Origin of the sequence: Roseococcus suduntuyensis (assembly GCF_014196305.1) — a bacterium.
Classification (GTDB): Bacteria; Pseudomonadota; Alphaproteobacteria; order Acetobacterales; family Acetobacteraceae; genus Roseococcus; species Roseococcus suduntuyensis.
In genome coordinates, this window is the sequence record NZ_JACIDJ010000001.1 from 1,326,666 (window position 1) to 1,349,295 (window position 22,630).

Annotated in this window: 22 protein-coding genes and 1 pseudogene; 9 read left to right on the forward strand and 14 right to left on the reverse strand. The window is 71.3% G+C overall.

Annotation, left to right across the window (positions count from 1 at the left end):
* Positions 1-57 precede the first annotated feature (57 nt).
* From GGQ83_RS06240 to GGQ83_RS06255, 4 genes are read right to left on the reverse strand one after another with little or no spacing between them, the layout of a single operon-like run.
* Positions 58-1,644, reverse strand: a complete 1,587-nt coding sequence (locus GGQ83_RS06240; protein ID WP_184382850.1) for a dipeptide ABC transporter ATP-binding protein — start codon at positions 1,642-1,644, stop codon at positions 58-60.
* On the reverse strand, positions 1,641-2,450 hold the full coding sequence (locus tag GGQ83_RS06245) for an ABC transporter permease (protein WP_184382851.1): 810 nt from the start codon (positions 2,448-2,450) through the stop codon (positions 1,641-1,643). Before GGQ83_RS06245 ends, GGQ83_RS06240 begins: the two co-directional genes overlap by 4 nt.
* A gap of 1 nt (position 2,451) precedes the next feature.
* Positions 2,452-3,420 carry an ABC transporter permease gene (locus tag GGQ83_RS06250; protein ID WP_311727384.1) on the reverse strand — a complete coding sequence of 323 codons (969 nt, stop codon included), beginning with the start codon at positions 3,418-3,420 and terminating at the stop codon, positions 2,452-2,454.
* Positions 3,398-4,954, reverse strand: a complete 1,557-nt coding sequence (locus GGQ83_RS06255; protein WP_184382852.1) for an ABC transporter substrate-binding protein — start codon at positions 4,952-4,954, stop codon at positions 3,398-3,400. Before GGQ83_RS06255 ends, GGQ83_RS06250 begins: the two co-directional genes overlap by 23 nt.
* Before the next feature lie 76 nt (positions 4,955-5,030).
* Between GGQ83_RS06255 and GGQ83_RS06260 the strand changes: the two genes are divergently transcribed.
* Genes GGQ83_RS06260 through GGQ83_RS06270 form a run of 3 tightly spaced genes read left to right on the forward strand, consistent with a single transcriptional unit; the run spans position 5,031 to position 8,481 of the window.
* Entirely contained in the window at positions 5,031-5,882 is an 852-nt protein-coding gene (locus GGQ83_RS06260) for a GntR family transcriptional regulator (RefSeq protein WP_184382853.1), read from the forward strand.
* Positions 5,879-7,165, forward strand: a complete 1,287-nt coding sequence (locus GGQ83_RS06265) for an NAD(P)/FAD-dependent oxidoreductase (protein ID WP_184382854.1) — start codon at positions 5,879-5,881, stop codon at positions 7,163-7,165. Before GGQ83_RS06260 ends, GGQ83_RS06265 begins: the two co-directional genes overlap by 4 nt.
* A complete protein-coding gene (locus GGQ83_RS06270; RefSeq protein ID WP_184382855.1) occupies positions 7,162-8,481 on the forward strand; it encodes an aminotransferase class III-fold pyridoxal phosphate-dependent enzyme in 1,320 nt (439 codons plus the stop codon). The genes GGQ83_RS06265 and GGQ83_RS06270 overlap by 4 nt, the downstream gene beginning before the upstream one ends.
* Here GGQ83_RS06270 and GGQ83_RS06275 read toward each other — a convergent pair whose 3' ends face one another.
* Positions 8,482-9,615, reverse strand: a complete 1,134-nt coding sequence (locus tag GGQ83_RS06275; protein ID WP_207018063.1) for a C45 family autoproteolytic acyltransferase/hydolase — start codon at positions 9,613-9,615, stop codon at positions 8,482-8,484.
* Positions 9,616-9,747: 132 nt separating this feature from the next.
* Here GGQ83_RS06275 and allE point away from each other — a divergent pair, with 132 nt between their 5' ends.
* Complete coding sequence (gene allE / locus GGQ83_RS06280; RefSeq protein WP_184382856.1) at positions 9,748-10,521, forward strand: (S)-ureidoglycine aminohydrolase; 774 nt, start codon at positions 9,748-9,750, stop codon at positions 10,519-10,521.
* A gap of 147 nt (positions 10,522-10,668) precedes the next feature.
* On the opposite strand, the gene GGQ83_RS06285 is transcribed toward allE, so the two are convergent.
* From GGQ83_RS06285 to GGQ83_RS06295, 4 genes are all read right to left on the reverse strand, one after another.
* The gene (locus GGQ83_RS06285; RefSeq protein ID WP_184382857.1) at positions 10,669-11,733 is read right to left on the reverse strand and encodes a toxic anion resistance protein; all 1,065 of its coding nucleotides are present in this window, start codon (positions 11,731-11,733) and stop codon (positions 10,669-10,671) included.
* Positions 11,730-12,575 (reverse strand): hypothetical protein, encoded by an 846-nt coding sequence (locus tag GGQ83_RS06290; protein ID WP_184382858.1) that lies wholly within the window; start codon positions 12,573-12,575, stop codon positions 11,730-11,732. The genes GGQ83_RS06285 and GGQ83_RS06290 overlap by 4 nt, the downstream gene beginning before the upstream one ends.
* Positions 12,575-12,697 (reverse strand): hypothetical protein, encoded by a 123-nt coding sequence (locus GGQ83_RS20065; RefSeq protein WP_260170370.1) that lies wholly within the window; start codon positions 12,695-12,697, stop codon positions 12,575-12,577. The genes GGQ83_RS06290 and GGQ83_RS20065 overlap by 1 nt, the downstream gene beginning before the upstream one ends.
* A gap of 88 nt (positions 12,698-12,785) precedes the next feature.
* Positions 12,786-13,976 (reverse strand): FAD-binding domain-containing protein, encoded by a 1,191-nt coding sequence (locus GGQ83_RS06295; RefSeq protein ID WP_184382859.1) that lies wholly within the window; start codon positions 13,974-13,976, stop codon positions 12,786-12,788.
* A 244-nt stretch (positions 13,977-14,220) separates the two neighbouring features.
* On the opposite strand from GGQ83_RS06295, the pseudogene GGQ83_RS20385 reads away from it, so the two are divergent.
* Positions 14,221-14,667, forward strand: a pseudogene (locus GGQ83_RS20385) (metallophosphoesterase); the annotation flags it as partial.
* A gap of 291 nt (positions 14,668-14,958) precedes the next feature.
* Here the strand turns inward: GGQ83_RS20385 and GGQ83_RS06305 are convergent.
* Genes GGQ83_RS06305 through GGQ83_RS06315 form a run of 3 tightly spaced genes read right to left on the reverse strand, consistent with a single transcriptional unit; the run spans position 14,959 to position 17,758 of the window.
* On the reverse strand, positions 14,959-16,197 hold the full coding sequence (locus GGQ83_RS06305; protein ID WP_184382860.1) for a CaiB/BaiF CoA transferase family protein: 1,239 nt from the start codon (positions 16,195-16,197) through the stop codon (positions 14,959-14,961).
* Positions 16,194-16,934, reverse strand: coding sequence for a CoA synthetase (locus tag GGQ83_RS06310; RefSeq protein WP_184382861.1), 741 nt, complete (start codon positions 16,932-16,934; stop codon positions 16,194-16,196). The genes GGQ83_RS06305 and GGQ83_RS06310 overlap by 4 nt, the downstream gene beginning before the upstream one ends.
* Positions 16,931-17,758 (reverse strand): CoA transferase subunit A, encoded by an 828-nt coding sequence (locus GGQ83_RS06315; protein WP_242534991.1) that lies wholly within the window; start codon positions 17,756-17,758, stop codon positions 16,931-16,933. Before GGQ83_RS06315 ends, GGQ83_RS06310 begins: the two co-directional genes overlap by 4 nt.
* A 70-nt stretch (positions 17,759-17,828) precedes the next feature.
* Here GGQ83_RS06315 and GGQ83_RS06320 point away from each other — a divergent pair, with 70 nt between their 5' ends.
* The 3 genes from GGQ83_RS06320 to GGQ83_RS06330 all read left to right on the forward strand — a co-directional run bounded on the left by GGQ83_RS06320 (position 17,829) and on the right by GGQ83_RS06330 (position 19,891).
* Positions 17,829-18,380 carry a GNAT family N-acetyltransferase gene (locus GGQ83_RS06320; RefSeq protein WP_184382863.1) on the forward strand — a complete coding sequence of 184 codons (552 nt, stop codon included), beginning with the start codon at positions 17,829-17,831 and terminating at the stop codon, positions 18,378-18,380.
* Positions 18,381-18,419: 39 nt separating this feature from the next.
* Positions 18,420-19,403, forward strand: coding sequence for a hypothetical protein (locus tag GGQ83_RS06325; protein WP_184382864.1), 984 nt, complete (start codon positions 18,420-18,422; stop codon positions 19,401-19,403).
* 62 nt (positions 19,404-19,465) lie between these two features.
* Positions 19,466-19,891 (forward strand): acyl-CoA thioesterase, encoded by a 426-nt coding sequence (locus tag GGQ83_RS06330; protein ID WP_184382865.1) that lies wholly within the window; start codon positions 19,466-19,468, stop codon positions 19,889-19,891.
* A 117-nt stretch (positions 19,892-20,008) separates the two neighbouring features.
* Here the strand turns inward: GGQ83_RS06330 and GGQ83_RS06335 are convergent, their stop codons facing one another.
* Complete coding sequence (locus GGQ83_RS06335) at positions 20,009-20,416, reverse strand: RidA family protein (protein WP_184382866.1); 408 nt, start codon at positions 20,414-20,416, stop codon at positions 20,009-20,011.
* The gene (denD, locus tag GGQ83_RS06340) at positions 20,413-21,450 is read right to left on the reverse strand and encodes a D-erythronate dehydrogenase (RefSeq protein WP_242534990.1); all 1,038 of its coding nucleotides are present in this window, start codon (positions 21,448-21,450) and stop codon (positions 20,413-20,415) included. The genes GGQ83_RS06335 and denD overlap by 4 nt, the downstream gene beginning before the upstream one ends.
* On the opposite strand from denD, the gene GGQ83_RS06345 reads away from it, so the two are divergent.
* The gene (locus GGQ83_RS06345; RefSeq protein WP_184382867.1) at positions 21,449-22,573 is read left to right on the forward strand and encodes a diaminopropionate ammonia-lyase; all 1,125 of its coding nucleotides are present in this window, start codon (positions 21,449-21,451) and stop codon (positions 22,571-22,573) included. The genes denD and GGQ83_RS06345 overlap by 2 nt on opposite strands.
* Positions 22,574-22,630: the final 57 nt, after the last annotated feature.

The following is a 22,630-nucleotide window of genomic DNA, read 5'->3' on the forward strand; positions in this document are numbered from 1 at the left end:
GCCATGACGTCTGATCGCTTTCGGTGGAATCACCGGAGGCGTGAATCAGCCGTTCGATTATGCCGCCGCCCCCGGCCGCCGCAGCGCCGCCGCCAGCAGCGCCCGCGTGTAGTCATGGCGTGGCGCGTCCAGCACCACGTCGCGCGGGCCTTCCTCCACGATGCGCCCGTGCTGCATCACCACGATGCGGTCCGCGATCTCCTCCACCACGCCCAGGTCGTGCGTCACGAAGAGGCAGGCGAAGCCGCGCCGCCTTTGCTGTTCGCGCAGCAGCCCCAGCACCTGCTTGCGCACCGTGGCATCGAGCGCGCTGACGGCCTCGTCGGCCACCACGAGGGCGGGGTCGCGCACCAAAGCGCGGGCGATGGCGACGCGCTGCCGCTGCCCGCCCGAAAGCGCATGCGGGAAGCGCGCACCCAGGCCGCCCAGCCCCACCTCCTCCAGCAGCGCTTCCGCGCGGCGGTGGCGTTCATCGAGGGCCATGCCGCCGGGCAGGCGCAGCGGTTCCGCCACGATGTCGCGCACGCGCATGCGCGGGTCGAGCGAGGAATAGGGGTCCTGGAAGACGATCTGGCAGGCCAGGCGGAAATCCAGCAGGGCGGGGCCGGTGCGCGCCGTGACGTCCGCGCCCTGGAACAGCAATTGCCCGCCGCTGACCGGCACCAGGCGCAGCATGGCGCGCCCCAGCGTGGTCTTGCCCGAACCCGAGCCACCGACCAGCGCCACCACCTCGCCCGGATGGATGGACAGCGAGACGCCATCCACCGCCTGGAACATCTCGGCGCGGCGGAACAGGGCGCCGCGCTTGGGGTAGGTGACGGAGAGGTTGCGCGCCTCGATCAGCGGCGGCGCGGGCGGCACTTCGCGCGCCGGGCCACGGCGGGGCAGGGCGTCCACAAGGGCCCGTGTATAGGCCTCGCGCGGGTTGTCGAGCAGGGGCGCCGCCGGCCCTTCCTCCACCGCGCGCCCGTGCTGCATGACCAGCGCGCGGTCGGCGTAGCGCGCGACCAGGCCGAGGTCATGCGTGATGAGCAGCAGCGCCGTGCCCTGCTCGCGCGCAAGGCCGGACATGAGATCCATCACTTCCGCCTGGGTCAGGCTGTCCAGCGCGGTGGTGGGTTCGTCCGCGATCAGCAGGCGCGGCTTCAGCAGCATCACCGAGGCCAGCATGATCCGCTGCCGCATCCCGCCCGAGAATTCATGCGGGTAGGCCTCAAGCCGCCGCGACGCATCGGTGATGCCCACACGCTCCAGCATGGCGATGCAGGCCTCGCGCCGTTCCGCGCGGTTCAGGCGCGTGTGCAGCGCCAGGCCTTCCTCCATTTGCGCGCCGATGCGGTGGGCGGGGTTCAGCGAGGTCATCGGCTCCTGGAACACCATGCCGATGCCAGGGCCGCGCAGTTTGCGCAGCGTGGCGGAACCGGCTTCCAGCGGCGCGCCCCCGAAGCGGATGGTGCCGCCATCGGGCGCCAGCCCCGGCGGCAGCAAACCTATGACGGCGCGCGCGGTGGCGCTCTTGCCCGAGCCGCTTTCGCCCACCAGCGCCAGCGCCTCGCCGGGGGCGATGCGGAAGGAAAGCCCGTCCACCACGCGGCGGCCGCCGGCGGCGATGGAAAGGCGGTCCACCTCCAGCACGGGCGTCATGCGCCGTCCCTCGGGTCGAGCAGGTCGCGCAGCGCGTCGCCCAGCAGGTTCACGCCCAGCAGGCAGGTCGCGATCATCACGCCGGGCGCGATGGAGAGGATGGGCGCGTCCTGCATGAAGGGCCTGGCCGAGGCCAGCATGTTGCCCCAGGTGGCCGCCGGCGGCGGCACGCCGAGGCCGAGGAAGGAGAGCGCACTCTCCGACAGGATCACCCAGCCGAAGAGGGAGGTGGCCAGCACCGTCACGGGTGCGGCGGTGTGCGGCAGGACGTGGCGCAGCAGCGTGTAGAGTTCGGAATTGCCCAGGGCGCGCGAAGCCTCGACGAATTCCCGCTCGCGGATGGACAGCACCGTGCCACGCACCACGCGGGCCACGGAGGGCGCATAGGCCAGGCCCAGCGCCAGCACGATGCCCCAGCGCGACGGCCCCAGCACCGCCAGCAGCCCCAGCGCCAGCAGGATGCCCGGGAAGGCCAGCAGGGTGTCGTTGACGGCGCCCAGGATGCGGTCCGTCCAGCCGCGCAGGAAGCCGCCCGCGAGGCCGATGGCCATGCCCAGCACCAGCGCCACGCAGACGGTGGAGGCCGCGACGGTCAGGCTGGTGACCGCGCCCTCCATCAGGCGCGAGGCCACGTCGCGGCCGAACTCATCGGTGCCGAGCCAGTAGTCCTGCGATGGCGGCACCAGGCGGCGGCGCAGGTTGGTCCGCACCGGGTCATAGGGCGTCCAGACCAGGGCGGTGGCCGCCACGACGAAGACGAAGCCCAGCAGCGTGCCGCCGATGAGCAGGTTGGGGCGCAGCCGCATCTCAGCCCGCCGTCACGCGCGGGTCGAAGACCGGATAGAGCAGGTCCACGATCAGGTTCACCACCACATAGATCACCGCGATGAAGAGCATCACGCCCTGGATGACGGGGTAGTCGCGCGCGAAGATGGCCTCCACCAGCAGACGGCCGAGGCCTGGCAGGGTGAAGACCGTCTCGATGACGGCGATGCCGCCCAAGAGGCTGCCCATGATGAGGCCGATCAGCGTCAGCGTCGGCGCGAAGGCATTGGGGAAGGCGTGGCGCGCCAGCACGCGCCATTCGGGCACGCCCTTGGCACGCGCATGGGCGATGTAGTCCAGCCGCAGCACCTCGACGGTGGAGGCGCGGGCCATGCGGATCAGCACGCCCGTCTCGATCAGGGCGAGTGTCGCCACCGGCAGCGCGATGTAGTGCAGCGCGCCCCAGAAATCCTCGGCGAAGGTGACGTAGCCCACCACCGGCACCCAGCCGAGCCACAACCCGAACACCAGCAGGAAGATCAAGCCCAGCCAGAAGGACGGAATGGACAGCAGGAAGGTCGCCGATGCCACCGCCGCCACATCGCCCCAGGAATTCTGCTTCCAGGCCGCCAGCATGCCGAGCGGCACGGCCAGCAGCACCGCGATGCCCACCGAGGCGAAGACGATGGCGGCCGTCACCTGGAAGCGTTGCAGGATGAGCGGCCCCACCGCCTCGCCGCTGGTGATGGAGCGGCCGAGGTCGCCGGCCAGGGCGCGTTCGATCCAGAGCGCGAACTGCACCAGCACCGGCCGGTCCAGCCCATAGGCCAGGCGCAAATCGGCCACCGCCTCGGGCGTGGCCGCATCGCCGAGGATCACCGTTGCCGGGTCACCGGGGATGAGGCGCATGAGGAAGAAGACGCTCGCCGCCACCAGCACCAAGGTGGGCAGGGCGACAAGCAGGCGCTTCAGGACATAGGCGAGCACGTCAGCGCCGCGCCAACCGGACACCCCAGGCGCGCGGCGCGTCCACCGCCCAGCTGCGGAAGCCCTGCACATGGGCGGGCGTCACCGCGTTGTTGGTGGAGGAATAGAGCGCCACCACCGGCACATCTTCCAGGAGTTGGCGGAACATGGATTCGAACAGCGCGATGCGGCGGGCGCGGTCGGTCTCGCGCATGGAGTCTTCCAGCATCGCCTGCACCTGCGGGTTGTCCCAGGCCTTGCGCGGCTGCGTCGCCTTGGGGCCGGTGAACATCTCGAAGGAGAGCGAGGGATCGAGGCGCGCCGAGAAGCCGAAGGCCATCATCTGGTATTCGCCACGGGTGTAGCGCTGCAACTGCGTGGCCCATTCCAGCACCTCCAGTTCCAGGTTGATGCCGGCCTCGCGCAGCATGTCCTGGGCCAGCACCGCGATCTCGTAGAAGGCCTCGTAGCGGCGGGTGGTGACGATGCGGATGGGCTGGCCGCGATAGCCCGCCTCCTGCGCCAGGCGGCGCGCGGCCGCCAGGTCCCGCGCCGGCACCTCCGACATGGCGGGTGTGTGGAAGCCCGAACCCACCGGGATGGGCGCGCGGGAGGGGCGCGAGCCGCCCTCGGTCAGCGCCCGCACCAGCTCCGGCACGTCGAGCGCCAGTGCAATGGCGCGGCGCATCCGCACATCCGACAGCAGCGGGTCCGTCGTCTGCATCAGGATGATCTGCAGGTCGAAGGAGGGCGAGGAATGCACGGTCATCCCCGGGCGCGCGCGCAGGTCGCGCAGGTCGCGCGTGCGGGCATCGGGCAGGATGTCGATGTTGCCGGCCAGCAGCGCCGCGCGGGCGGCCGCGTCATCGGGGATGACGGTGAAGCGCACGCGGTCCACATGCGGCGTCTTGTTGCCGGCCAGGCCGTCGGGCTCGCCGGGCAGGGCGGCGTATTCGGCGAAGCGTTCCAGCTCGATGAACTGGCCGCGGCGCCATTCACCCAGCCGGAAGGGGCCGGTGCCCACGGGCGCGCGCCAGCTGCCATCGGCGTTCAGGCTGTCGCGGTGGAAGATGCCCGTCTGGCCGCAATCGGTGCGGGCCAGCGTGGTGAGGAACAGCGCGGAGGGGCGTTCGAGACGCATCACCACCGTTTGCGGGTCCGGCGTCTCGACGGCGGTGATGCGGGTGACGGAGCCGTCCAGGTCGCCGCGGCAGCGCCAGTTGGTTTCGCGCTTGCGGTAGCGCTCCATGGCGAAGGCGACATCGGCCGAGGTCAGCGGCTGGCCATTGTGGAAGCGCACGCCGGGCCGCAGCGGGAAGGTGTAGGTCAGCCCATCATCCGAGATGTCCACGCGCTCGGCCAGCATCGGCGCCACGGTGGCATCACCGCGCAGCGCGACCAGCCCTTCCAGCACGTGCCACACGAGGCCATCCGTGTTGGCGTCGCGGTTCACGCCCGGGTCAGTCGAACGGATATCGGCGTTGAGGCGGATGCGCAGGGTGTCCTGCGCGGCGGCGGGCGCGGCCAGGCCGAACCCCAGGCTGGCGGCGAGCGCCAGGAATGATGCGCGCAGTCGCATGGACAGACCCCTTTCGTGACCCCTGTTTGGTTCTTCATTTGCAGAAAATACCAAGATCGCGGTAAACACAAGCGCGATGATGCAGGCCACCCCGCTCCACCACGAACTGGCCCGCGCCGCACGCGCGCTGTGGCTGGCCGAGGCGACGCCGCCCGGCACCCCCGTCACCGAGGCCGCGCTGGCGGCACGGCTTTGCGTCTCGCGCACCCCGCTGCGCGCCGCGCTGCGCCTGCTGGAGGAGGCGGGCATCACTCGGCGCGAGGGCCGCGCGACCCTGCTGGCAGACCCCACGCGCGACCTGCCCGAGGAGACGACGCGCGACCCGGCCGAGACGCTGGCCGCCGAGATGGTCCGCGCCCATGGCGAGGGTGCGCTTCAAGACCCGCTGCGCGAGGCCGACCTGATGCGCCATTTCGCCCAGCCGCGCGGCGTGGTGGCCCGCGCGCTGGGGCAACTGGCGAAGCTTGGCATGGTGGCGCGCAACCCGGCGCAGGGCTGGCATTTCGCGCCGGGCCTGACCTCGGCCGAGGACCGCGCGGCGGCGCAGCGCTTCCGCCTGGTGCTGGAACCCGCGGCACTGCTGGAACCGGGCTATCGGCTCGATGCGGGCTTCGCGCGGGCCATGCGCGCGGGCCATGAGGCGGTGCTGGCCCGCCCCTGGCGCGACCAGCACGCGGTGGCCTTCTTCGAGATGAACGCGGCCTTCCATGCGGGGCTGGCGGCCGGCAGCGGCAACCGCTTCTTCGTGGACGCGGTGGAGGCGCAGAACCGCCTGCGCGCGCTGCGCAACGCCGATTGGCGCTTCGGCGAGGAACGCGCCCATGCCTCCTGCCGCGAACATCTGCGCGTGCTGGACGCGCTGGAGGCCGGCAGCCCGCCCCGCGCCGCCGCGCTGCTGGTGGAGCATCTGGTGAGCGCGGGGATATGAAGGCGCAGAATTCGCTTTGGGAAGCGACGGCCGAACCGGCGCCGGATCTGGTCCCGTTGGAAGGCGCGGCGGAGGCTGAGGTCGCCATCGTGGGTGCCGGCTTCTCGGGCCTCTCCACCGCGTTGGCGCTGGCGGAACGCGGTGTCTCGGTCACCGTGCTGGAAGCGGTGGCGCCCGGTGCCGCGGCGTCCGGCGCCAATGGCGGCCAGGTGATCCCGGGCCTGCGGCATTTCGTGGCGGACCTCATCGCCGAGTATGGCGACACGCTGGGCCGCCGCCTGCACGAACACGGCGGGCGTGACGCGGATGCGACCTTCGCGCTGATCGAACGCCACGGCATCGCCTGCGAGGCCACGCGCAATGGCTGGCTGCAGGTGGCGGACAGCGTGACCGAGCTCGCCGCCTGCCAGCATCGTGCCCGCGCCTGGGCCGAGTGGGGCGCGCCCGCCCGCCCGCTGGACGCCGAGGAGGTGCGCGCCATCACCGGCGCGGAGGGTTATCTGGGCGGCTGGATGGATATGCGCGGGGGCACGGTGCAGCCGCTTTCCCTGGCGCGTGGGCTGGCGCGGGCGGCGCTGGCGGCCGGCGCGCGCATCCATGCGCCGGCGCGCGTCACCACCATCCGTCCCGATGGGCGCGACTGGCGGTTGGAGACGGCGATGGGCCACCTTCGCGCGCGGCGCGTGCTGCTGGCCACCAACGCCACGGGCGGCGCGCTCTGGCCCGGCCTCGCTTCCACCATGATCCCGGTCTGGTCCTTCCAGACGGCCACCGCGCCCCTGCCTGTGGGCAGCCATGTGCTGCCAGGGCATGAGGCCGTCTCCGACACGCGGCGCGTGCTGCGCTACTGGCGGCGGGATGCGGCGGGGCGGCTGGTGGTGGGCGGCAAGGGCACGCTGCGCGCGCCGCGCGGGCCGCATTCCTTCGGTGTGCCGGAGCGGATGCGGGCGCGTCTCTATCCCGCGCTGCCCGATGTGCCGCCACAACACTGGTGGGGCGGGCAGGTGGCCGTCACACTGGACAGGCTGCCGCGCCTCTTCGCCTTGGCCGATGGCGTCTTCGCCACCGTGCAATGCAATGGCAAGGGGGTGGGCTGGTGCACCGCCTCCGGCCCCGCCTTCGCCGACCTGCTGACGGGCGCCGATGCGCGCGACCTGCCGCTGCCGCCCGTCACTCCGCTGCGCCCCATTCCCCTTCACCCGCTGCGCACGCTCTATGCCATGGCCGGATCGCTCTGGTTCCGGGCACGCGATGCGCTCGACCGCGCGAGGCCCACGCCATGAACATGCTCCGCAACACGCCCGAGCCCGAGGAGGGCTTCTGGCTGCCCTTCACCGCCATGCGCGCCTTCCACGACGCGCCCGTGCTGTTCGAGCGCGCGGAGGGCATGCACTACATCACACCATCGGGTCAGCGCGTGCTGGACATGATGGCCGGCCTCTGGTGCGTGAACGCCGGCCATGCCCATCCGCGCGTGACCGAGGCGATCCGCGAGGCGGCGGGGAAGCTCGACTTCGTCTCCTCCTTCCGCATGTCGCACCCGGCGGCCTTCACCTTCGCGCGCCGCCTGCTGGACGCGGTGCCGATGATGGGGCGAGTGTTCTTCTCCAATTCGGGGTCTGAGGCGGTGGACACGGCGCTCAAGATCGCGCGCGCCTATCACCGCGCGCGGGGCGATGCGGGGCGCACCAAGTTCATCGGACGCGCGAAGTCCTATCATGGGGTGGGGTTCGGCGGGCTCTCGGTCGGCGGCCTCGCGCGGCACAAGAAGGAATTCGGGCCGTTGCTGGCGGACGTCTTCCACATGCCGCTGCCGCATGACCCGGCGCAGCGCTTCCTCACCTCGCGCCCGGCCGAGGATGCGCGCTGGATGCAGGCGCTGGAGGACATCCTCTTCGTGCAGGACCCCAGCACGGTCGCCGCCATCATCGTGGAGCCGGTGACGGGTTCGGGCGGTGTCTACCCGCCGCCGCTGGGCTATCTGGAAGGGCTGCGCGCCATCTGCGACCGCCACGGCATCCTGCTGATCTTTGACGAGGTCATCACCGGCTTCGGCCGCCTCGGCGCCTGCACCGCGTCTCAGGCGCTGGGTGTGACGCCGGACATCATGACCATGGCCAAGGGCCTGACCAATGGTGCGGTTCCGATGGGTGCCACGCTGGTGACGCAGGCGGTGTTCGACGCCTTCATGGCGCATCCGCGCGGCGCGCCGGAATTCCTGCACGGCTACACCTATTCGGCGCATCCGCTGGCCTGCGCGGCGGGGATGGCCACGCTGGACGCCTACCAGCAGGAGGGCATGTTCGAGGCCTCGGCGCGCATCGCGGAACCCTTCCGCGACGCGCTGCTGGCGCTGCGGGGCGCGCCGCATGTGGTGGATGTGCGGACCTGCGGGCTGCTGGCGGCGGTGGACCTCGCCTCGCGCGAGGGGGCACCAGGCGCGCGGGGCGCCGAGGTGGCGGACCATTGCCTCGCCGCCGGCGTGCTGGTGCGCGCGGCGGGTGACATGATGGTGCTCTCGCCGCCGCTGGTGGTGAGTGAGGACCAGGTGGCGCAGACGGTGAAGGCGCTGCGCCAGGCCCTGGCCGCGACCGCCTGATCACTCCGCCGCCCGCGCCACCTTCGCCGGGTCCAGGCTGTAGCTCGTGAACTGCCGGTTCAAGGCCGGCAGCGGCGCGATTTCCATATGCCCCTCGGCGGGCTTCATCAGGATCATCGCCACCGTGGCCGAGAGGTTCCCGCCCAGATTCATGCGCGGCGGGCGGCACACCGACCAGGGCGATTGCCAATCGTCAAAGAAGGCCGCGCGCAAATCCTCCATCGTCAGCGTGCCGCGCTTCGCCTCCAGCGCCGCGCGCACGCGCCGGTCGCGGTAGACACTGTCCGGCGTGGTGGCGATGCCCGTGTCGCGCAGCTTGGAAAGCGCGACCGGCGAGCGCCAGTTGTTGGCATGCACGAGGATGCCGCCCTCGGCCTCCAGCAGGAAGCTCTCATCGGGCGCGCATTCGATGTCGAGGCCCCAGCCCGAACCGTGCGACAGCATCACGTTGTTCGAGGCGGATTTCGGCGTGGCGTAGATGGTCTTCACCGCCAGCGCGACATGCTCTTGCTCCAGCACCTTGCGCCGCAGCAGCGAGAGGGGGATGCCGTCCGTCTGGTAGTCGCGGTCGCTCTCCAGGTAGTTGGCGGTGATGGCGATGCCGGCCGCGTTCAGCCCCGCGCGGGAGAGGCCGCCGGCCTCCACGAAGGTCAGGATGTCCGGCCCATCCTCGCGGCGGATGCGGAGCACCACGCCGGTCTCGGCGCATTCGCTCTTCCAGTCCCAGTTCTGGCCGTGCAGCAGCGTGCCGTCCGCCGTCGCTTCGGGCAGTAGGATGGCGCCGGTGCAGCCATCGGGGTCGGCCTCGGGCAGCAACCCGCGCTTGGCCAGTTGCAGGATTTCCGTGCGGCAGTTCAGCAGCATCACATCCTCGAAGGGCACATCCGCGCCCTTCGCGATGCCGCGCATCTCGGCCACATAGTCGGCATCGAAATTCTCCACGCGGGGCGTGAAGGCGCGGGCCAACCTATGGATCTTCGCCGCATCCAGTCCGCCCGCCGAAAGCTGGGAATGGTAGTGGCCGATGGAGCGCCGCACCCGCTCGGCCGCCTGGCGCCCATAGGAGAGGCCGCGCGCCTCGGCCCCACCCGAGACCTCGTAGAGGGGGAAGGGGGGTGGGATGGGGTGGGTCATGGTTTTCCCTCACGATCAAATACCGAGGACGCAAGGTGCCATGCCGGCGCCGCCAGGACCAGCCCGGCCCTTGCCTTGTGGGCGGTTCTGCCCCCCATGCTTGCGAAGCACAGCCCAGCAGGAACCTCCGCGATGCGCGTCCCCGTCCCGCACCCCCGCCCTGGCATCATCGGCGAGAACCGCACGATGCTGACGCCGCATTACTGCGTCTTCCCGCCCGAGGGCATCATGGACAGCGTGCTGCCCGGCTGGCCCGGCTGCATCATCCGCTTCCAGACCTCGCCCGCCATGGGCGCGCGCTTCGCCCAGGCCCTGCTGATCGCTCCCGCGGGCGCCGGCACGGACGCGCCCGTGGACAACGGGCTGGAACACTTCTTCTACGTGCAGAAGGGGAGCATGACCGTGAAGGTCGGCGGCCGCGAGACCGCGCTGCCCCCCGGCGGCTATGTCTATGTGCCGGCCGGCACGCCCTTCACGCTGAACAACCTGGGCGGCGAGGAAGCCCGCGCCCTCTGGGTCAAGCGCCCCTACCAGGCCGCGCCCGGCGTGCCCGCCCCCGGCGTCATCCTGGGCCACCGCGACGACGCGCGGCGCGAGGACAACGGCCCCCGCTGGCGCTACTTCCTGCTGGGCAACAAGGCCATGTCCATGGACTTCGAGATGAACATCATGTGCTACGCCCCTGGCGCGCATTTCTGGTGCATCGAGACGCACATCATGGAGCACGGCATGGTCATGCTTCAGGGCCAGGCGCTGCAGATGCTGGGCCGCGACTGGCATGAGATCTGGGAGGGCGATTTCGTCTGGATGGGCCCCTATGTGCCGCAGCAGATCTACGCGGTGGGGAACCAGGACGTGGAATACATGCTCTACAAGGACGTGAACCGGGACGTGACCTTCCCCTGATATCGGATGCACGAAGGCGGCGCCTTCGTGCCCCTCAGTCGCCGGGCGCCGCGCATCCGCGCGGCTTGGCTTCGCGGCACTTGCCGCGGCGGCCGTTCGGCCGCTCGGCCCTGCGGGCCGAACTTCCCTGTGCGGCGGCGCCCCGGCTCACATAGGCCGCGCCGCCATGTTCCGCTCGCGCGAGGTGGCGGCGGTCAGCGCGCGGCGGATTTCCTGCTCGCACTTCGCCAGTTCCGCCTCGGCCGTGCGGCGCTGGGCCTTGGCTTCGTCGGCGATGCGCAAGGAATCCTCGATGGTGCCGACCAGGGCGGCATTGGCCTGCTTCACCGCCTCCATGTCGAAGGTGCCGCGCTCCAGCTCCTTGCGCGCCTCGGCATTGCCCGAGCGCAGCGTCTCGGCATTGGCGACCAGCAGCTTGTTCGTGAGGTCGGTGGCCGTCTTCACCGCCTGGCCGGCCTGGCGCATGCGGTGGATGGCCAGCGCCTGGGCCAGCTGCTGGCGCCACAGCGGCACCGTATTGGCCAGCACCGACTGGATCTTGGACGCCAGCGCCTTGTCGTTTTCCTGGATCAGCCGGATCGAGGGCAGGGCCTGCATTGCCACCTGGCGCGTCAGGCGCAGATCGTGCACGCGGCGCTCCAGCTCGTCGCGCGCGGCGCGGGCGTCGCGCAGCTGCTGGGGGGCGAGGGGCTTCTCCGGGTCCTCGGCCTCGGCCACGAGGCGCGGGATCATCTCCTCGTCGGTCTGCTTCAGCACGAGGTCGCCGGCGGCGATGTGGTCGGCCAGCGCGTGGAACCAGTCGAGCGTGGCCACGTAGAGGCGTTCCAGCCGCTCCACATCCTCCAGCAGCTTGGTGCGGTGGGTGTCGAGCTTGTCGCCGATGGCCTCGATCTGCCCGCGCACCCCTTCGTATTTCTGGGTGATGGCCGTCACCTCGGCGCCGGCGCGCGTGAAGACGCGCTGGAAGAAGCTGGGCTTCTCGGCCAGCGTGGTCACGTCGAAGCCCTTCAGCGCCGTCAGCATGGAGGAGAGGGTCTGCCCCGCCTCGCCCGTCTCGCGGTTCTGGGCGCCTTCCAGCATGGCATCGGCGGCCGCCTGGGCGCGTGACTGCGCGCCGGCCCCGAAGCGCAGGATGGTGCCCGGGTCCTTCAGCGAGATGGCGGCGGCAAGGCGGGTGATCTCCTCCTGCCGCGTGGGTTCGATTTCGTTCATAGCCCCTCCTGGCGCAGTCGGTCCGACAGCACCTTCACTTGGATATCCAGCGCCTGGCTTTCCACCTGCCGCAGTTCGCCACGCAGGCGGTGAGCCGAGGCCGTCAGGTCGCGCAGCAGTTGCGGCAGGGTCTCGGGCGGTTCGGCGCCCGCTTCCAGCCGTTCGACGATGCGCACCAGCCCATCCAGATGCACGGCCAGGAAGCGGCGTGCCTCGTGCAGTTGGGCCGGGCGGGCGGCCAGATCGTCCACCACGCCCTGCATGGCCGAGACCGCCTCCAGCAGCAGCGGCGCGTGCGGCAAGGGCGGGGCGGCGGCGCGGATGCGGGCGATCTGCGCGCGCGGGCCGACGAGCGAGGCGGCTTCCGGCGTCGGCGTGGGCGCGGGCGGTGGCGGCGCCTGGGGCGGTGGTTCGTAGGCGGCCATGTCGGCCGTCAGCAGCCGCACGCCGAAGAACGTGCCGAAGCCCATGGCGACCGCGATGGGTGGGAAGATCTTGGCGGCCAGCCCAGCCGTGAGCCCCGCGGCCACGCCCATCAGGATGGCGCCGCCGCGCAGGTCGCCGGGGCCGCCGCGGGCCATGCGCGCCGCGCCCATCCAGGCCAGCGCCACGCCGAGGATGCCGCCCACCAGTTGGCTGGGATTGCCGCGCAGGATTTCGATGGGGATGTCGAAGGCCAGCGGCCACAGGAACAGAGGCAGAAGCCACACGCGCCAGCCGAAGATGGGGCCGGGGCGTTCGATGCGTTCCTCGCGCCGTTCCCCGCGGCGCTGGGCCTTCCAGCCGCGCTTGTAGTCCTTCCAGGCGCGCTTTCGGTCTTCCCAATCTTGTGGCGAGGCCATCAGCGGAACAGCGCGGCGAAGGCCGGCAGCCATAGGCAGAAGGCCAGCAGGGTGAAGCCGAGCACCAGCCGCACGGGCAGGGGCGCCGAGGCGAAGGGAATGGGTGGGCGCGGCTTGTCCATGCGCCGCAAGTTGGTCCTTGCGGGGTGGCGCTGCAAGCGTGGGGAACACATCCTCATGTGAGCAATGTAAACATTCCCGACGCGCGTTTCAAGCTGCGGTTGGCGAAAGCTCCTGGATCAGGCGCGGGATGTTCTCGCGGAAGGGAAAGAAGCCGCGGCGGGCCAGCGGCCAGCAGGCGGAATCCCAAGGGCGGCGCCAGAGGTGCAGGGTGATTCCGCGTGCGGCCAATGCCGGGCGCAGCACATCCAGCGTGTCGGCCGTCTCGCCGATGGCGGGTTCGGGGGCCAGCACGGCGCGGGCACCCGTGGAGGCGGCCCATTCGGCGATGGCATCGGGCGGCAGCATGTCGCCCTCCAGGCCGAAGCGCGCGCTGGCGCGGGCCAGCCCGTCTTCCAGCGCGGCGCGGGTGAAGGCCTGGGCGGCCTCCGCGCGGGGCGCTGGCGCCAGCGCCGCCAGAGCGGCGACGCGGGAGGGAGGCAGGCTTTCCGGGTGCAGGTCCTCCTCGTGCAGCAGCAGCGCCGCCGGGCCTTCGGGGAGTGGGTCGGCGGGGGCCAGGGGGCGTGCGGAGGGCGGGGGCGGTTCGTCCAGGGGCGCCGCATCCTCGTCCAACTGGCCGCGCGGGTCGAAGCGGCCTTCCGTGTGGCGCGCGATGTTCTCGGCCCGCGCCAGATAGTGCTTCCCCGGCGTCTGGATGCCCGCCACCCAGCGCCAGGACAGCGTGTTGGACGCCGCATCCGCGTCCTTCAGGTGGTGGCGGAAGAACTCGGCGCCGAGCGGCCAGGGCAGGCGCAGCGTGAAGATCCAGATGCTGGCGAACCACATGCGGGCGTGGTTGTGCAGCCAGCCCGTCTCGACCAGCTCATGCGCCCAGGCGTCGAAGCAGGTGATGCCGGTGGCGCCGGCCATGGCCTGTTCCACGGCGCGGCGGCGGCCGCCCTGGGTGAGCAGGGCGTCCTGTTCCTCGGCCACGCGCGCGCGATACTCGGCCCACATCGTGGGCCGCAACTGGAGAAAACCCTTCCAGTAGCTGCGCCAGAACACCTCCTGGATGAATTTCTCCGTGGCCACCGGGCCATGCTGCCCAACGGCGGTGCCGACCAATTCGCCCTCCAGCAACAGACGGTGCCGCACATGGGCTGAAAGCAGCGACACATCGCGCCGCGCTCCCGGACCCGGATCGGTGTTGCGGCCGGCGGCATAGGCGCGGCCCATGCGCGGGGCGAACTCGGTCAGGCGGCGCAGCCCATCGGCGCGGGTCGGGGCAGGGAGCTCGGACATGGGGCCGAGTTGGCCCCGCTTCATCGCGCGGCAAGGCAGGGCGTGCTACCCGGCGCGCATGTGGAAACGCCGCGCCCTCATCGCCGCCGGCCTGGCTGGCGCAGCGCCCGTCGCCTATGCCTTCGGCGTCGAGCCCTATTGGGGGCCGCGTGTGGCGCGGTATCGGGTGTCACCGCCAGGCTGGCCGGCGGGCGGCCCGCTGCGGATCGCCGCGCTGGCCGACCTGCACGCCGGCGCGCCGGCCATGACGCTGGACCGCATCGCCGCCATCGTCGCCACCACCAATGCCGAGGCGCCGGACCTCGTGGTGCTGCTGGGCGATTACGGCCCGAACACGCCCCTGATACGCCCGCCCTATCCCCACGCCGAGGTCTGCGCCCTGCTGGCCGGGCTGCGCGCGCCGCTGGGCCGCTACGCCATCGCGGGCAACCATGACTGGTGGGAGGATGACGCGGCCATGCACCGGCGCGGCGGCCCGCTCTTGTGGATGGAGGCGCTGGCGGAGGCGGGCTTCACGCCGCTCCAGAACCGCGCCTTGCGCCTGGAGCCGGGCTTCTGGCTGGCCGGGCTGGACAGCCAGATCGCCTTCCTGCCGCTGCCCTGGCGGCCGCATCGTGGCGCGGACAACCTGGACGCGACGCTGGCCCATGTGACGGACGACGCGCCCGTGGTCCTGCTGGCGCATGAGCCCGACATCTTCGCGGCGGGCACGGCGCGGGTGACGGTGCAGCTCTCGGGCCACACCCATGGCGGGCAGATCAGGCTGCTGGGCTGGTCGCCGCGCGTGCCCTCGCGCTACGGCAACCGCTACGCCTATGGGCATGTGCGCGAGGGCGGGCGGGATTTGGTGGTCTCCGGCGGGCTCGGCACGTCCACCCTTCCGGTGCGGCTGGGCGTGCCGCCGGAAGTGGTGGTGGTGGAGTTGGCCCGCGCCTGGTCCGCGGCGGGTTTCGCCGCGGTGAATCAGCCGCGCAAAAACCCGCTACTTCCGGCGGGCTTCGACCAGCACGCCCGCTTCTTCCAGCTTCGCGATCTCCTCGGCCGAGAAGCCCTTCTCCGCCAGCGCGCTGCGCGTGTGCTCGGCGAAGCGGGGCGGGGCGGCGCGGGTGCCGCCCGGCGTGCGGCTGAGCTTGATGGGCGTGCCCAGGCCGACGAAGCCATCCTTCTCCGTGATCATGGCGCGATGGGCGGTGTGCGCCTGCGCCATGGCCTCGTCCACATGCAGCACGGGGCCGGCGGGCAGGCCGGCGGCCAGCATGCGCTGGCAGAGGTCATGCCCGTCCTCCTCGGCGAAGCGCGCTTCCAGGATTTCCGTCAGTGCGGCGCGGTTGGTGGTGCGCCCGCCATTGGTGGCGAAGCGCGGGTCGCTGCCGAGGTCGCCCAGCCCCAGGAAGGCCGCGAACTTGCGGAAGGTCGGGTCGTTGCCGCAGCCCACGAAGATCTCGCAGGTGCGCGTCTTGAACTTGGCGTAGGGCGCGAGGTTGGGGTGCGGGTTGCCCGTCGCCACCGGCCGCTTGCCCGAGAGGAAGAAGTTGGCCGCATGCGGGTGCAGCAGCGCCATGCCGCAATCATGCAGCGTCATGTCGCAATACTGGCCCTTGCCCGACCGCTCCCGCTCATGCAGCGCCATCAGGATGGCGATGGCGGAGTAGAGGCCGGTCGCGATGTCCACGATGGGCGTGCCGAGGCGCGTGGGGCCGGAATTCTCGGTGCCGTTGATGGACATGAGGCCCACCATCGCCTGCACGATGGCGTCATAGCCGGGGAAGCCGCCCAGCGGCCCCGTGGCGCCGAAGCCCGAGACGCGGCAATGGATCAGGCGCGGGAAGCGCTTGGACAGCACCTCCTCGAAGCCCAGGCCCCATTTCTCCATGCTGCCCGGCTTGAAGTTCTCGATGAGCACGTCCGCGCCTTCGAGCAGGCGCATCAGCACCTCGCGCCCCGCGGGCTTGCCGAGGTCGAGGCCCACCGACTTCTTGTTGCGGTTCACGCCGACGAAGTAGCTGGCATCGCCATCTTCGTTGAACGGAGGGCCCCAGTCGCGCACCTCGTCGCCCTGGGGCGGTTCCAGCTTGATGACCTCGGCGCCGTGGTCCGAGAGGATCATGGTGCAGTAGGGGCCACCCAGCACGCGGGTGAGGTCCACCACGCGCAGGCCGGACAGGGCACCGGGCCCCGTGGCCAGCGCGCGGCCCTCATTCATGGGAACAGCATCGGTCATGCGGCGGCCTTTCTCTCGAACACGCGGGCGCAGAAATCGGGGTAGGTTTCCAGCATCTCGTCGCAGACGGCGCCGCGCAGCAGGGCGAGTTCGGCGTCGGACGGCGCTGGGGTTTCGCCCACGCCCTCCGGCACGTCGAACTCGAAGCCGGTCATGGCGCGGATGCTCTCGACACTCTCGCCCGCGTGGTAGGAGGCGAGCGAGAAGCGGCCCAGATCGGGGTGGAAGTCGAACACGCAGCGGCCCGTCACCAAGGCTTGCGCATGGCCGCGGCGGAAGACGCCGGGCTCCGAGGTGCCGGGGGCGGAGATGTGCGCCACCCGGTCCACCAGCACGCGCGGCGAATGCTCCTCGCGGAACAGGATGGTGCGGCCGGACATGTAGTACATGAAGGCCGAGCCGAAGCTGCCCGGGAAACGGACCTCCAGCCCCGGCCAGGCGCCGGTGCCGATGAGGTTGATGTTCGCCTGCCCGTCAATCTGCCCGCCGCCCAGGAAGAAGAGGTCGATGCGGCCCTGGCCCGTCAGGTCGAACAGCTCGCGCGAGCCATCGGTGAAGGGGTTGCCGCTGCGCTTGTGCAGCAGGGAAAGGTGCAGCGGGTCGCCCTGCTTCACGCAGAGCCAGGCGGCCGCGGCCGGCACGGGCGAGGCCGCGCCCACCGCGATGTGCCGCGTGGGCCGCGCGCGGATGAGGCGCGCGATGCAGACGGCGAGAAGTTCCTCGGTCTTGTAGCTCATTCCGCGGCCACCGCCTGGTTGTCGAAGACGTGCTCGGCGCACCATTCGGCGAAGCCCGCCTCGGTCTTGGCGGCGCGGGCGTAGGCCATCACGTAGTCGGTGTCGAAGCCATATTCGTCGAGCAGCGCGGAGGGCTGCGCGCCGCGCTCGGCGATGGCGATGCCGCTGATGTAGGTGGCGTTGATGGCGCCGGGGCAGAGGCGCTCATCCTCCAGGAAATTGCCTTCCACCACGCGCTCCACGGTGACCAGGCTGCGCTGGCTGGCATGGGCGATGGTGGCGCATTCGCGGCGGCGCCCCACCCACACATTGCCGGCGCTGTCGGCCATCACGGCGTGGAACACGGCCACGTCGGGGTGCAGGGCGGGGAGGAGGGTGATCTTTTCCCGGCTTCCGCCAATGAGGGGGCCAAACGGGCTTTCGATCACCATCCAGTCGGGCCGGTTGGCCAGGATGTCGCTGCCGATCAGCCCGCGCAGCGGCATGAAGGGCACGCCCTTCTCGGCGGCCTGGAGCATGGTGTGCATGGCGGGGCAGGTGGCGTCGCGCACCACCAGCGTGCCGGCCTTGAGCGCGGCCGAGAAGCGCGGCGCGAAGCCGGCCTCGCCCAGCGTCACGGCGGAGGTGTTCACCTCGGCCACGCAGCCCGCGCCGATCAGGATGTCGGTGGCGAAGCCCGAGATGGGCACGCCCACCAGCCGCAGCCCCCGCGCGCGGCGGCGGATCAGTGCCTTGGCCAGCGCCACGGACGGGATGGAATTGTCCGGCGGCACAGCCACCATCGCGCCATCCGGGATCGAGGCGGCCATTGCCGCGAGGCTCATTGGGGTCATGTTGCGTCCCTCCCCCGGCATGATTATGCCCAAGGGCGCATTGGGGGAAGGGGACGCCGCCATGATCCTGGAAGGGCCGCGCCTGATCCTGCGCCCGCTGGAAGACGCGGATGCCGCGGAATTCGCCGCCATGAACGGCGACGCGGCGGTGATGCGCCATTTCGTGAAGCCACTGGATTTCGCCGCCTCGGAGGCTTTCCGCGCCCGCATCGCGGCGCATTTCGCCGCGCACGGCTTCGGCTTCTGGGGCGTGTTCCGCCGTGACGCGCCGGGCTTGGTGGGCATGGTGGGCCTGCTGCGCGTGGCGTTCGAGGCGCGCTTCACGCCCAATGTGGAAATCGGCTGGCGCATCGCGGCCGCGCACCAGCGCCAGGGCTATGCCGAGGAGGCCGCGCGTATCGCGCTGGCCGCCGGCTTCGGCCCGCTGCGCCTGCCGGAGATCGTGGCCTGGACCATCCCGGACAACGAACCCTCCTGGCGGCTGATGGAAAAGCTCGGCATGCAGGCCGATGGCACCTTCGAGGAGCCGCGCATCCCTGAGGGGCACCCCAAGCGGTTGCAGCGCCTGTATCGCATCACCCGCGCGGAATGGGTGCGGAGCCGCATGGGTTGAGGCGCCTTCACCAAGCCTTCACCCTCGGCGTGGCATGGCTTGGCCGTGCCCCAACTCGACGCCGCGCAGTTCGATCCGGTCCGCTTCCCCGGTGTGCCCGAGGATGTGCGCTGGCCACCCGAGAGCTTTTCCTTCGAGGCGCCCTGGCTGCGGGGCAGTGACCTCGCCTTCGAATGCGGGCTGGACGGGCAGATCATCTTTGTGCGGCGCTATGACGCCATCCGGCTGGTGCTGGACGTGGACACGGCCCATTCCGCGCTGGACCTCAAGCCGGGCAGCCATGATTTCCGCCTGCTGCGGCTGATCCCCTCCGCGCTGCGGCTGGTGGAATGCGTGGTCCCGGGCGACCCCATGCCGCCCGCCCTGCTGGGTGAGCCCCTGCCGCTGCCGGCCGAACACCTGCTCTACTCCGCCACCACGGCCCTGGTCGGCGCCCTGTCGCGCGGCGCCGGCGAGGCGGGCGAGGCCTATCTGGCCGCGCTGCGCCGCACGCCCCCCGGCCTCGACATGTTCGAGACGGCGGCCGCGCGCTGCGTGACCGATGGGCAGTTCGAGCTGCAGCGCATCGCCAAGCTCGCCCGCGCGCTGAAGCGCCTGGCCCGCGCCCATGCCGAGGTGCTGGGCGCCCATGCCTCGCAGCCCGACTATCCGGGCATGGAGCGCATGGTGACCGCTACCACCAAGGTGATGCTGCGCGATGCCCATTGGTCCGGCGACCTCATCGCCCAGGCGCTGCGGCAGGTCTCGCCGCTGGTGACGGTGCCGCGCCAGACCGCCGACATGCTGCTCTCCGCCGCCGTGGCCGCGCTGGAGGAGCAGGGCAGCCTGGAAGCCGTGACCCGCATGACCGACACCCAGGCCCGGCTGCGCGACCGGCTCACGGAACTCGGCCTGTTCTGGCGCCGCATCGCCGCCGCCTGGGCCACCGTCCACCCCGAGACGACCGACCGGCGGGAAATTGACCTGCTCTGCCGGAACCTGCTGCGGCGGTTGCAGATCAGGTCGCTCTACCTGCCGGAGTAGCCGCGCGGCCGGATTTGCGCGAGGCTGCGGCCCGCAACGGGGGGCAGGCCATGACGGGCAGCATGACGGAGGAATTCGGCGTCCAGGGCGAATGGACGTTGGCGAAGCGGCACACCATCCGCTGGGCGGAATGCGACCTCTACGGCCATGTGAACCACGCCGCCTACCTCATCATGTTCGAGGACATGCGGATCGAGCACTGGGCCTCGCTCGGCCAGGTGCTGCGGGCCGATGCGCCGGGGCCGGTCGTGGCCAAGCTGGAGGCGCGCTATGTGCGGGCCATCGGTTTCCAGGAGGAGGTGCTGCTGACCCTGCGCTGCCCCAGCCTGCGCCGCACCAGCTATGTGCACGACTACGCCGTGTGGAAGAACGGGCTGGTGTTCGAATGCCAGGCGCTGCTAGTCTGCGTGAAGGATGGGGTGTCCACGCCGATCCCCGACGAGGCGCGACGGCTGATGGTGGAGCGGGACGGGGCGCGGCAGGCGTGAGCGGGAGGCGCCGCGGGCGCTGAATCGCGCGACCGGAGAAGCTAGAGCAGCCTGCGTTCACACAGCCTGCTCCAACCTTTGTTGAGGGCGGGATTCAGCGTTTTCGGTGATTCCACCTCAACGCATCCCGCTCTCAACGGCGACCACAAGGTCAATCTCGACCAGCGCGCCCAGCGCGAGGCCGGTGACGCCCACCGTGGTTCGCGCGGGCAGCTTGCCGGGCGGGAACTCGGCCTCCCAGATGGCGTTCATGGCGGCGTAGTCGCGGGCGAATTCGGTCAGGTAGATGCGCGCCATCACCACCCGCGCCCATTCCGCGCCGCAGCCGGCCAGCACGGATTTCAGGTTGGCGATGACCTGGCGCGTCTCCGCCTCGATGCCGCCCGGTACGCAGCGCGTGTTGTCGCCAGGGTCGGTCGGCATCTGGCCGGTGACGAAGAGGAAGTCCCCCGCCCGCACCGCATGGCTGAAGGGCGCGACCCGCTTCGGGCCATCGCCCAGGACGAAATGGGCGAGGTCCGTCACAGGCCCCGCTCGGTCCGCGTCGCGGCCATGCCGCGCTCAGCCAAGGTTGCGCCCAGGTCATCCTCGCGGAAGGCGGCCAGGATGTCGGCCACGCCCTCCTGCGGGGTGAAGCCCAACGCTCGGGCGCGGTCGGCGGTGAAGCTCGCCGGCCAGCCGGCCACGATGGCGGCCACATGGGCGTCCGGCTCGGGTTTCACCAGGGCGCGTTCGGTGGGGGTCAGCGCCGCCAGCATCTCGCCCACCGTGACCGACAGCCCGGGTGGGTTCACGCCCCGGTCGAGGCCCAGTGGCGTCGTGTCCATCGTGGCCGCATGCAGGAACCACTCCACCGCGCGGCGGGGCGAGCAGACCCAGACGGCGAAGTCCTCGCCGACCGGCAGCGGGGTTTCGAGGCCCAGCAGCGGCTCGCGCAGGATGGAAGAGACGAAGGAACTCGCCGCCTTGTTCGGCCGTCCGGGCCGCACGATGACGGTGGGCAGGCGGATGGAGACCGCGTCCATGAAGCCCTTGCGCGTGGCGTCCTGCAGCAGAAGTTCCGCCGCCGCCTTCTGCGCGCCGTAGGAATTGGCCGGAAGCTGGCGCGAATCATCGGGCAGGTGGGCGGACTGGCCGCCGCCGAAGCTGGCCACGCTGGAGGTGAAGATCACGCGCGGGGGGCTGGGCAGGGCGCGGCAGGCCTCGATGACGGCGAGCGTCCCGTGCAGGTTTACCCGTAGGCCCAGGTCGAAATCCGCCTCGGCGGCGGCGCTGACCACGGCGGCCAGATGCACCACCAGGCCCGTGCCGGGCGGGATCGCGGCACGCAGTTGCGCGGGGTCCGCCACGTCGCCGGCCAGGCGGCGCACCGGGAAGGGGGCGTCCAGCGGGGCGGGCTCGTGCAGGTCGAACAGGGTCAGGCCCGTGCAGCCGGGCAGGGCGCCTGCCGCCAGCCGTTGTGCCAGCTTGCGGCCGAGGAAGCCCCCGCCGCCCAGGATGGTGATGTGCATGACGCCGAGATTGCCCCGCGTCGGAAGCCCCGCCAAGGTGCGGGCCATGCACCGTCTCGTCCTGAACGCCAACCATGGCACCCCCGGCATCATCGTCCTGCCCGAAGGGGGGTATCGCCGCGCCCGCGCCGAGATCACCGCCTGGCCGGGCTATGCCCCCACGTCCTTGCACGCCCTGCCCGCCGAGGGCGTGGCCAGCCTGCACTACAAGGATGAGAGCCAGCGCTTCGGGCTTCGCAGCTTCAAGGCGCTGGGCGGCGCCTATGCCGTCGCTCGGCTGCTGGGGCAGGAACTGGCGCGGCGCGGCACGGCCAACAACGCCAATGGCGCGGCACTGGAATCCGGCCAGTATGCCCATGCCACGGAACAGATCACCGTCACCTGCGCCACCGACGGCAATCACGGCCGCAGCGTGGCCTGGGGCGCCCAGCGCTTCGGGGCGCGCTGCGTGATCTTCGTGCATGAGAACGTGTCCCAGGGCCGGCGCGACGCCATCGCGGGTTTCGGCGCCGAGGTGCGGGAGGTGCCCGGCAACTACGACGACAGCGTGCGCGCCGCCCAACGCGCGGCGGATGAGAATGGGTGGTTCGTCATCAGCGACACCTCCTACCCCGGCTACACCGAGCCCCCGCGCGACGTGATGCAGGGCTACCGCCTGATGGCGGAGGAGGCGCTGGCCCAGATGCCCCAGCCCCCCACGCATGTATTTGTCCCCGGCGGCGTGGGCGGGGTGGCGGCCGCCGTCTCGGTGCAGCTGCGCCACCAGGCCCCCGGCGCCCGGCTGGTGGTGGCCGAGCCGGAGCAGGCCGCCTGCCTTCTGGAAAGCGCCGCCGCCGGCGAGATGCGGGCCGTGACCGGCGCGCTGGACACCATCATGGCGGGCCTGGCCTGCGGCGAGCCCTCGTTGCTGGCCTGGCAGGAGCTGGAACGCGCGGCCTTCGCCTTCATGGCCGTGCCCGATTCGGCCGTGGCGCCGGCCATGCGCGCCCTGCATGCGCGGGGAATCGAGGCCGGCGAAAGCGCCGTGGCCGGGCTGATCGCCTTCGAATCGGCCATGACGGATGTGTCGGCCCGGGCGATGCTGGGGCTGGGGGCGGACAGCCGGGTGCTGGTCTTCGGCACGGAGGGGGCCACGGACCCCGCGCTCTACGCCGAACTCACCGGGGGATGAACGAAGCCTCTTGCCACGGGATGGTCGCCTTCATCATTCTGCAAAAAAACTGTCACA

Bases quoted from the DNA above. Each gene is read 5' to 3' on its own strand.
- GGQ83_RS06260 (WP_184382853.1), top strand. From the start codon at position 5,031: ATGATGCAGGCCACCCCGCTCCACCACGAACTGGCCCGCGCCGCACGC.
- GGQ83_RS06315 (WP_242534991.1), bottom strand. From the start codon at position 17,758: ATGAGCCTCGCGGCAATGGCCGCCTCGATCCCGGATGGCGCGATGGTG.
- GGQ83_RS06345 (WP_184382867.1), top strand. From the start codon at position 21,449: ATGCACCGTCTCGTCCTGAACGCCAACCATGGCACCCCCGGCATCATC.
- GGQ83_RS06290 (WP_184382858.1), bottom strand. From the start codon at position 12,575: ATGGCCTCGCCACAAGATTGGGAAGACCGAAAGCGCGCCTGGAAGGAC.
- GGQ83_RS06295 (WP_184382859.1), bottom strand. From the start codon at position 13,976: ATGTCCGAGCTCCCTGCCCCGACCCGCGCCGATGGGCTGCGCCGCCTG.
- GGQ83_RS06255 (WP_184382852.1), bottom strand. From the start codon at position 4,954: ATGCGACTGCGCGCATCATTCCTGGCGCTCGCCGCCAGCCTGGGGTTC.
- GGQ83_RS20065 (WP_260170370.1), bottom strand. From the start codon at position 12,697: ATGGACAAGCCGCGCCCACCCATTCCCTTCGCCTCGGCGCCCCTGCCC.
- allE (WP_184382856.1), top strand. From the start codon at position 9,748: ATGCGCGTCCCCGTCCCGCACCCCCGCCCTGGCATCATCGGCGAGAAC.
- GGQ83_RS06270 (WP_184382855.1), top strand. From the start codon at position 7,162: ATGAACATGCTCCGCAACACGCCCGAGCCCGAGGAGGGCTTCTGGCTG.
- GGQ83_RS06305 (WP_184382860.1), bottom strand. From the start codon at position 16,197: ATGACCGATGCTGTTCCCATGAATGAGGGCCGCGCGCTGGCCACGGGG.
- denD (WP_242534990.1), bottom strand. From the start codon at position 21,450: ATGGCCCGCACCTTGGCGGGGCTTCCGACGCGGGGCAATCTCGGCGTC.
- GGQ83_RS06285 (WP_184382857.1), bottom strand. From the start codon at position 11,733: ATGAACGAAATCGAACCCACGCGGCAGGAGGAGATCACCCGCCTTGCC.
- GGQ83_RS06310 (WP_184382861.1), bottom strand. From the start codon at position 16,934: ATGAGCTACAAGACCGAGGAACTTCTCGCCGTCTGCATCGCGCGCCTC.
- GGQ83_RS06240 (WP_184382850.1), bottom strand. From the start codon at position 1,644: ATGACGCCCGTGCTGGAGGTGGACCGCCTTTCCATCGCCGCCGGCGGC.
- GGQ83_RS06330 (WP_184382865.1), top strand. From the start codon at position 19,466: ATGACGGAGGAATTCGGCGTCCAGGGCGAATGGACGTTGGCGAAGCGG.
- GGQ83_RS06265 (WP_184382854.1), top strand. From the start codon at position 5,879: ATGAAGGCGCAGAATTCGCTTTGGGAAGCGACGGCCGAACCGGCGCCG.
- GGQ83_RS06275 (WP_207018063.1), bottom strand. From the start codon at position 9,615: ATGACCCACCCCATCCCACCCCCCTTCCCCCTCTACGAGGTCTCGGGT.
- GGQ83_RS06245 (WP_184382851.1), bottom strand. From the start codon at position 2,450: ATGCGGCTGCGCCCCAACCTGCTCATCGGCGGCACGCTGCTGGGCTTC.
- GGQ83_RS06320 (WP_184382863.1), top strand. From the start codon at position 17,829: ATGATCCTGGAAGGGCCGCGCCTGATCCTGCGCCCGCTGGAAGACGCG.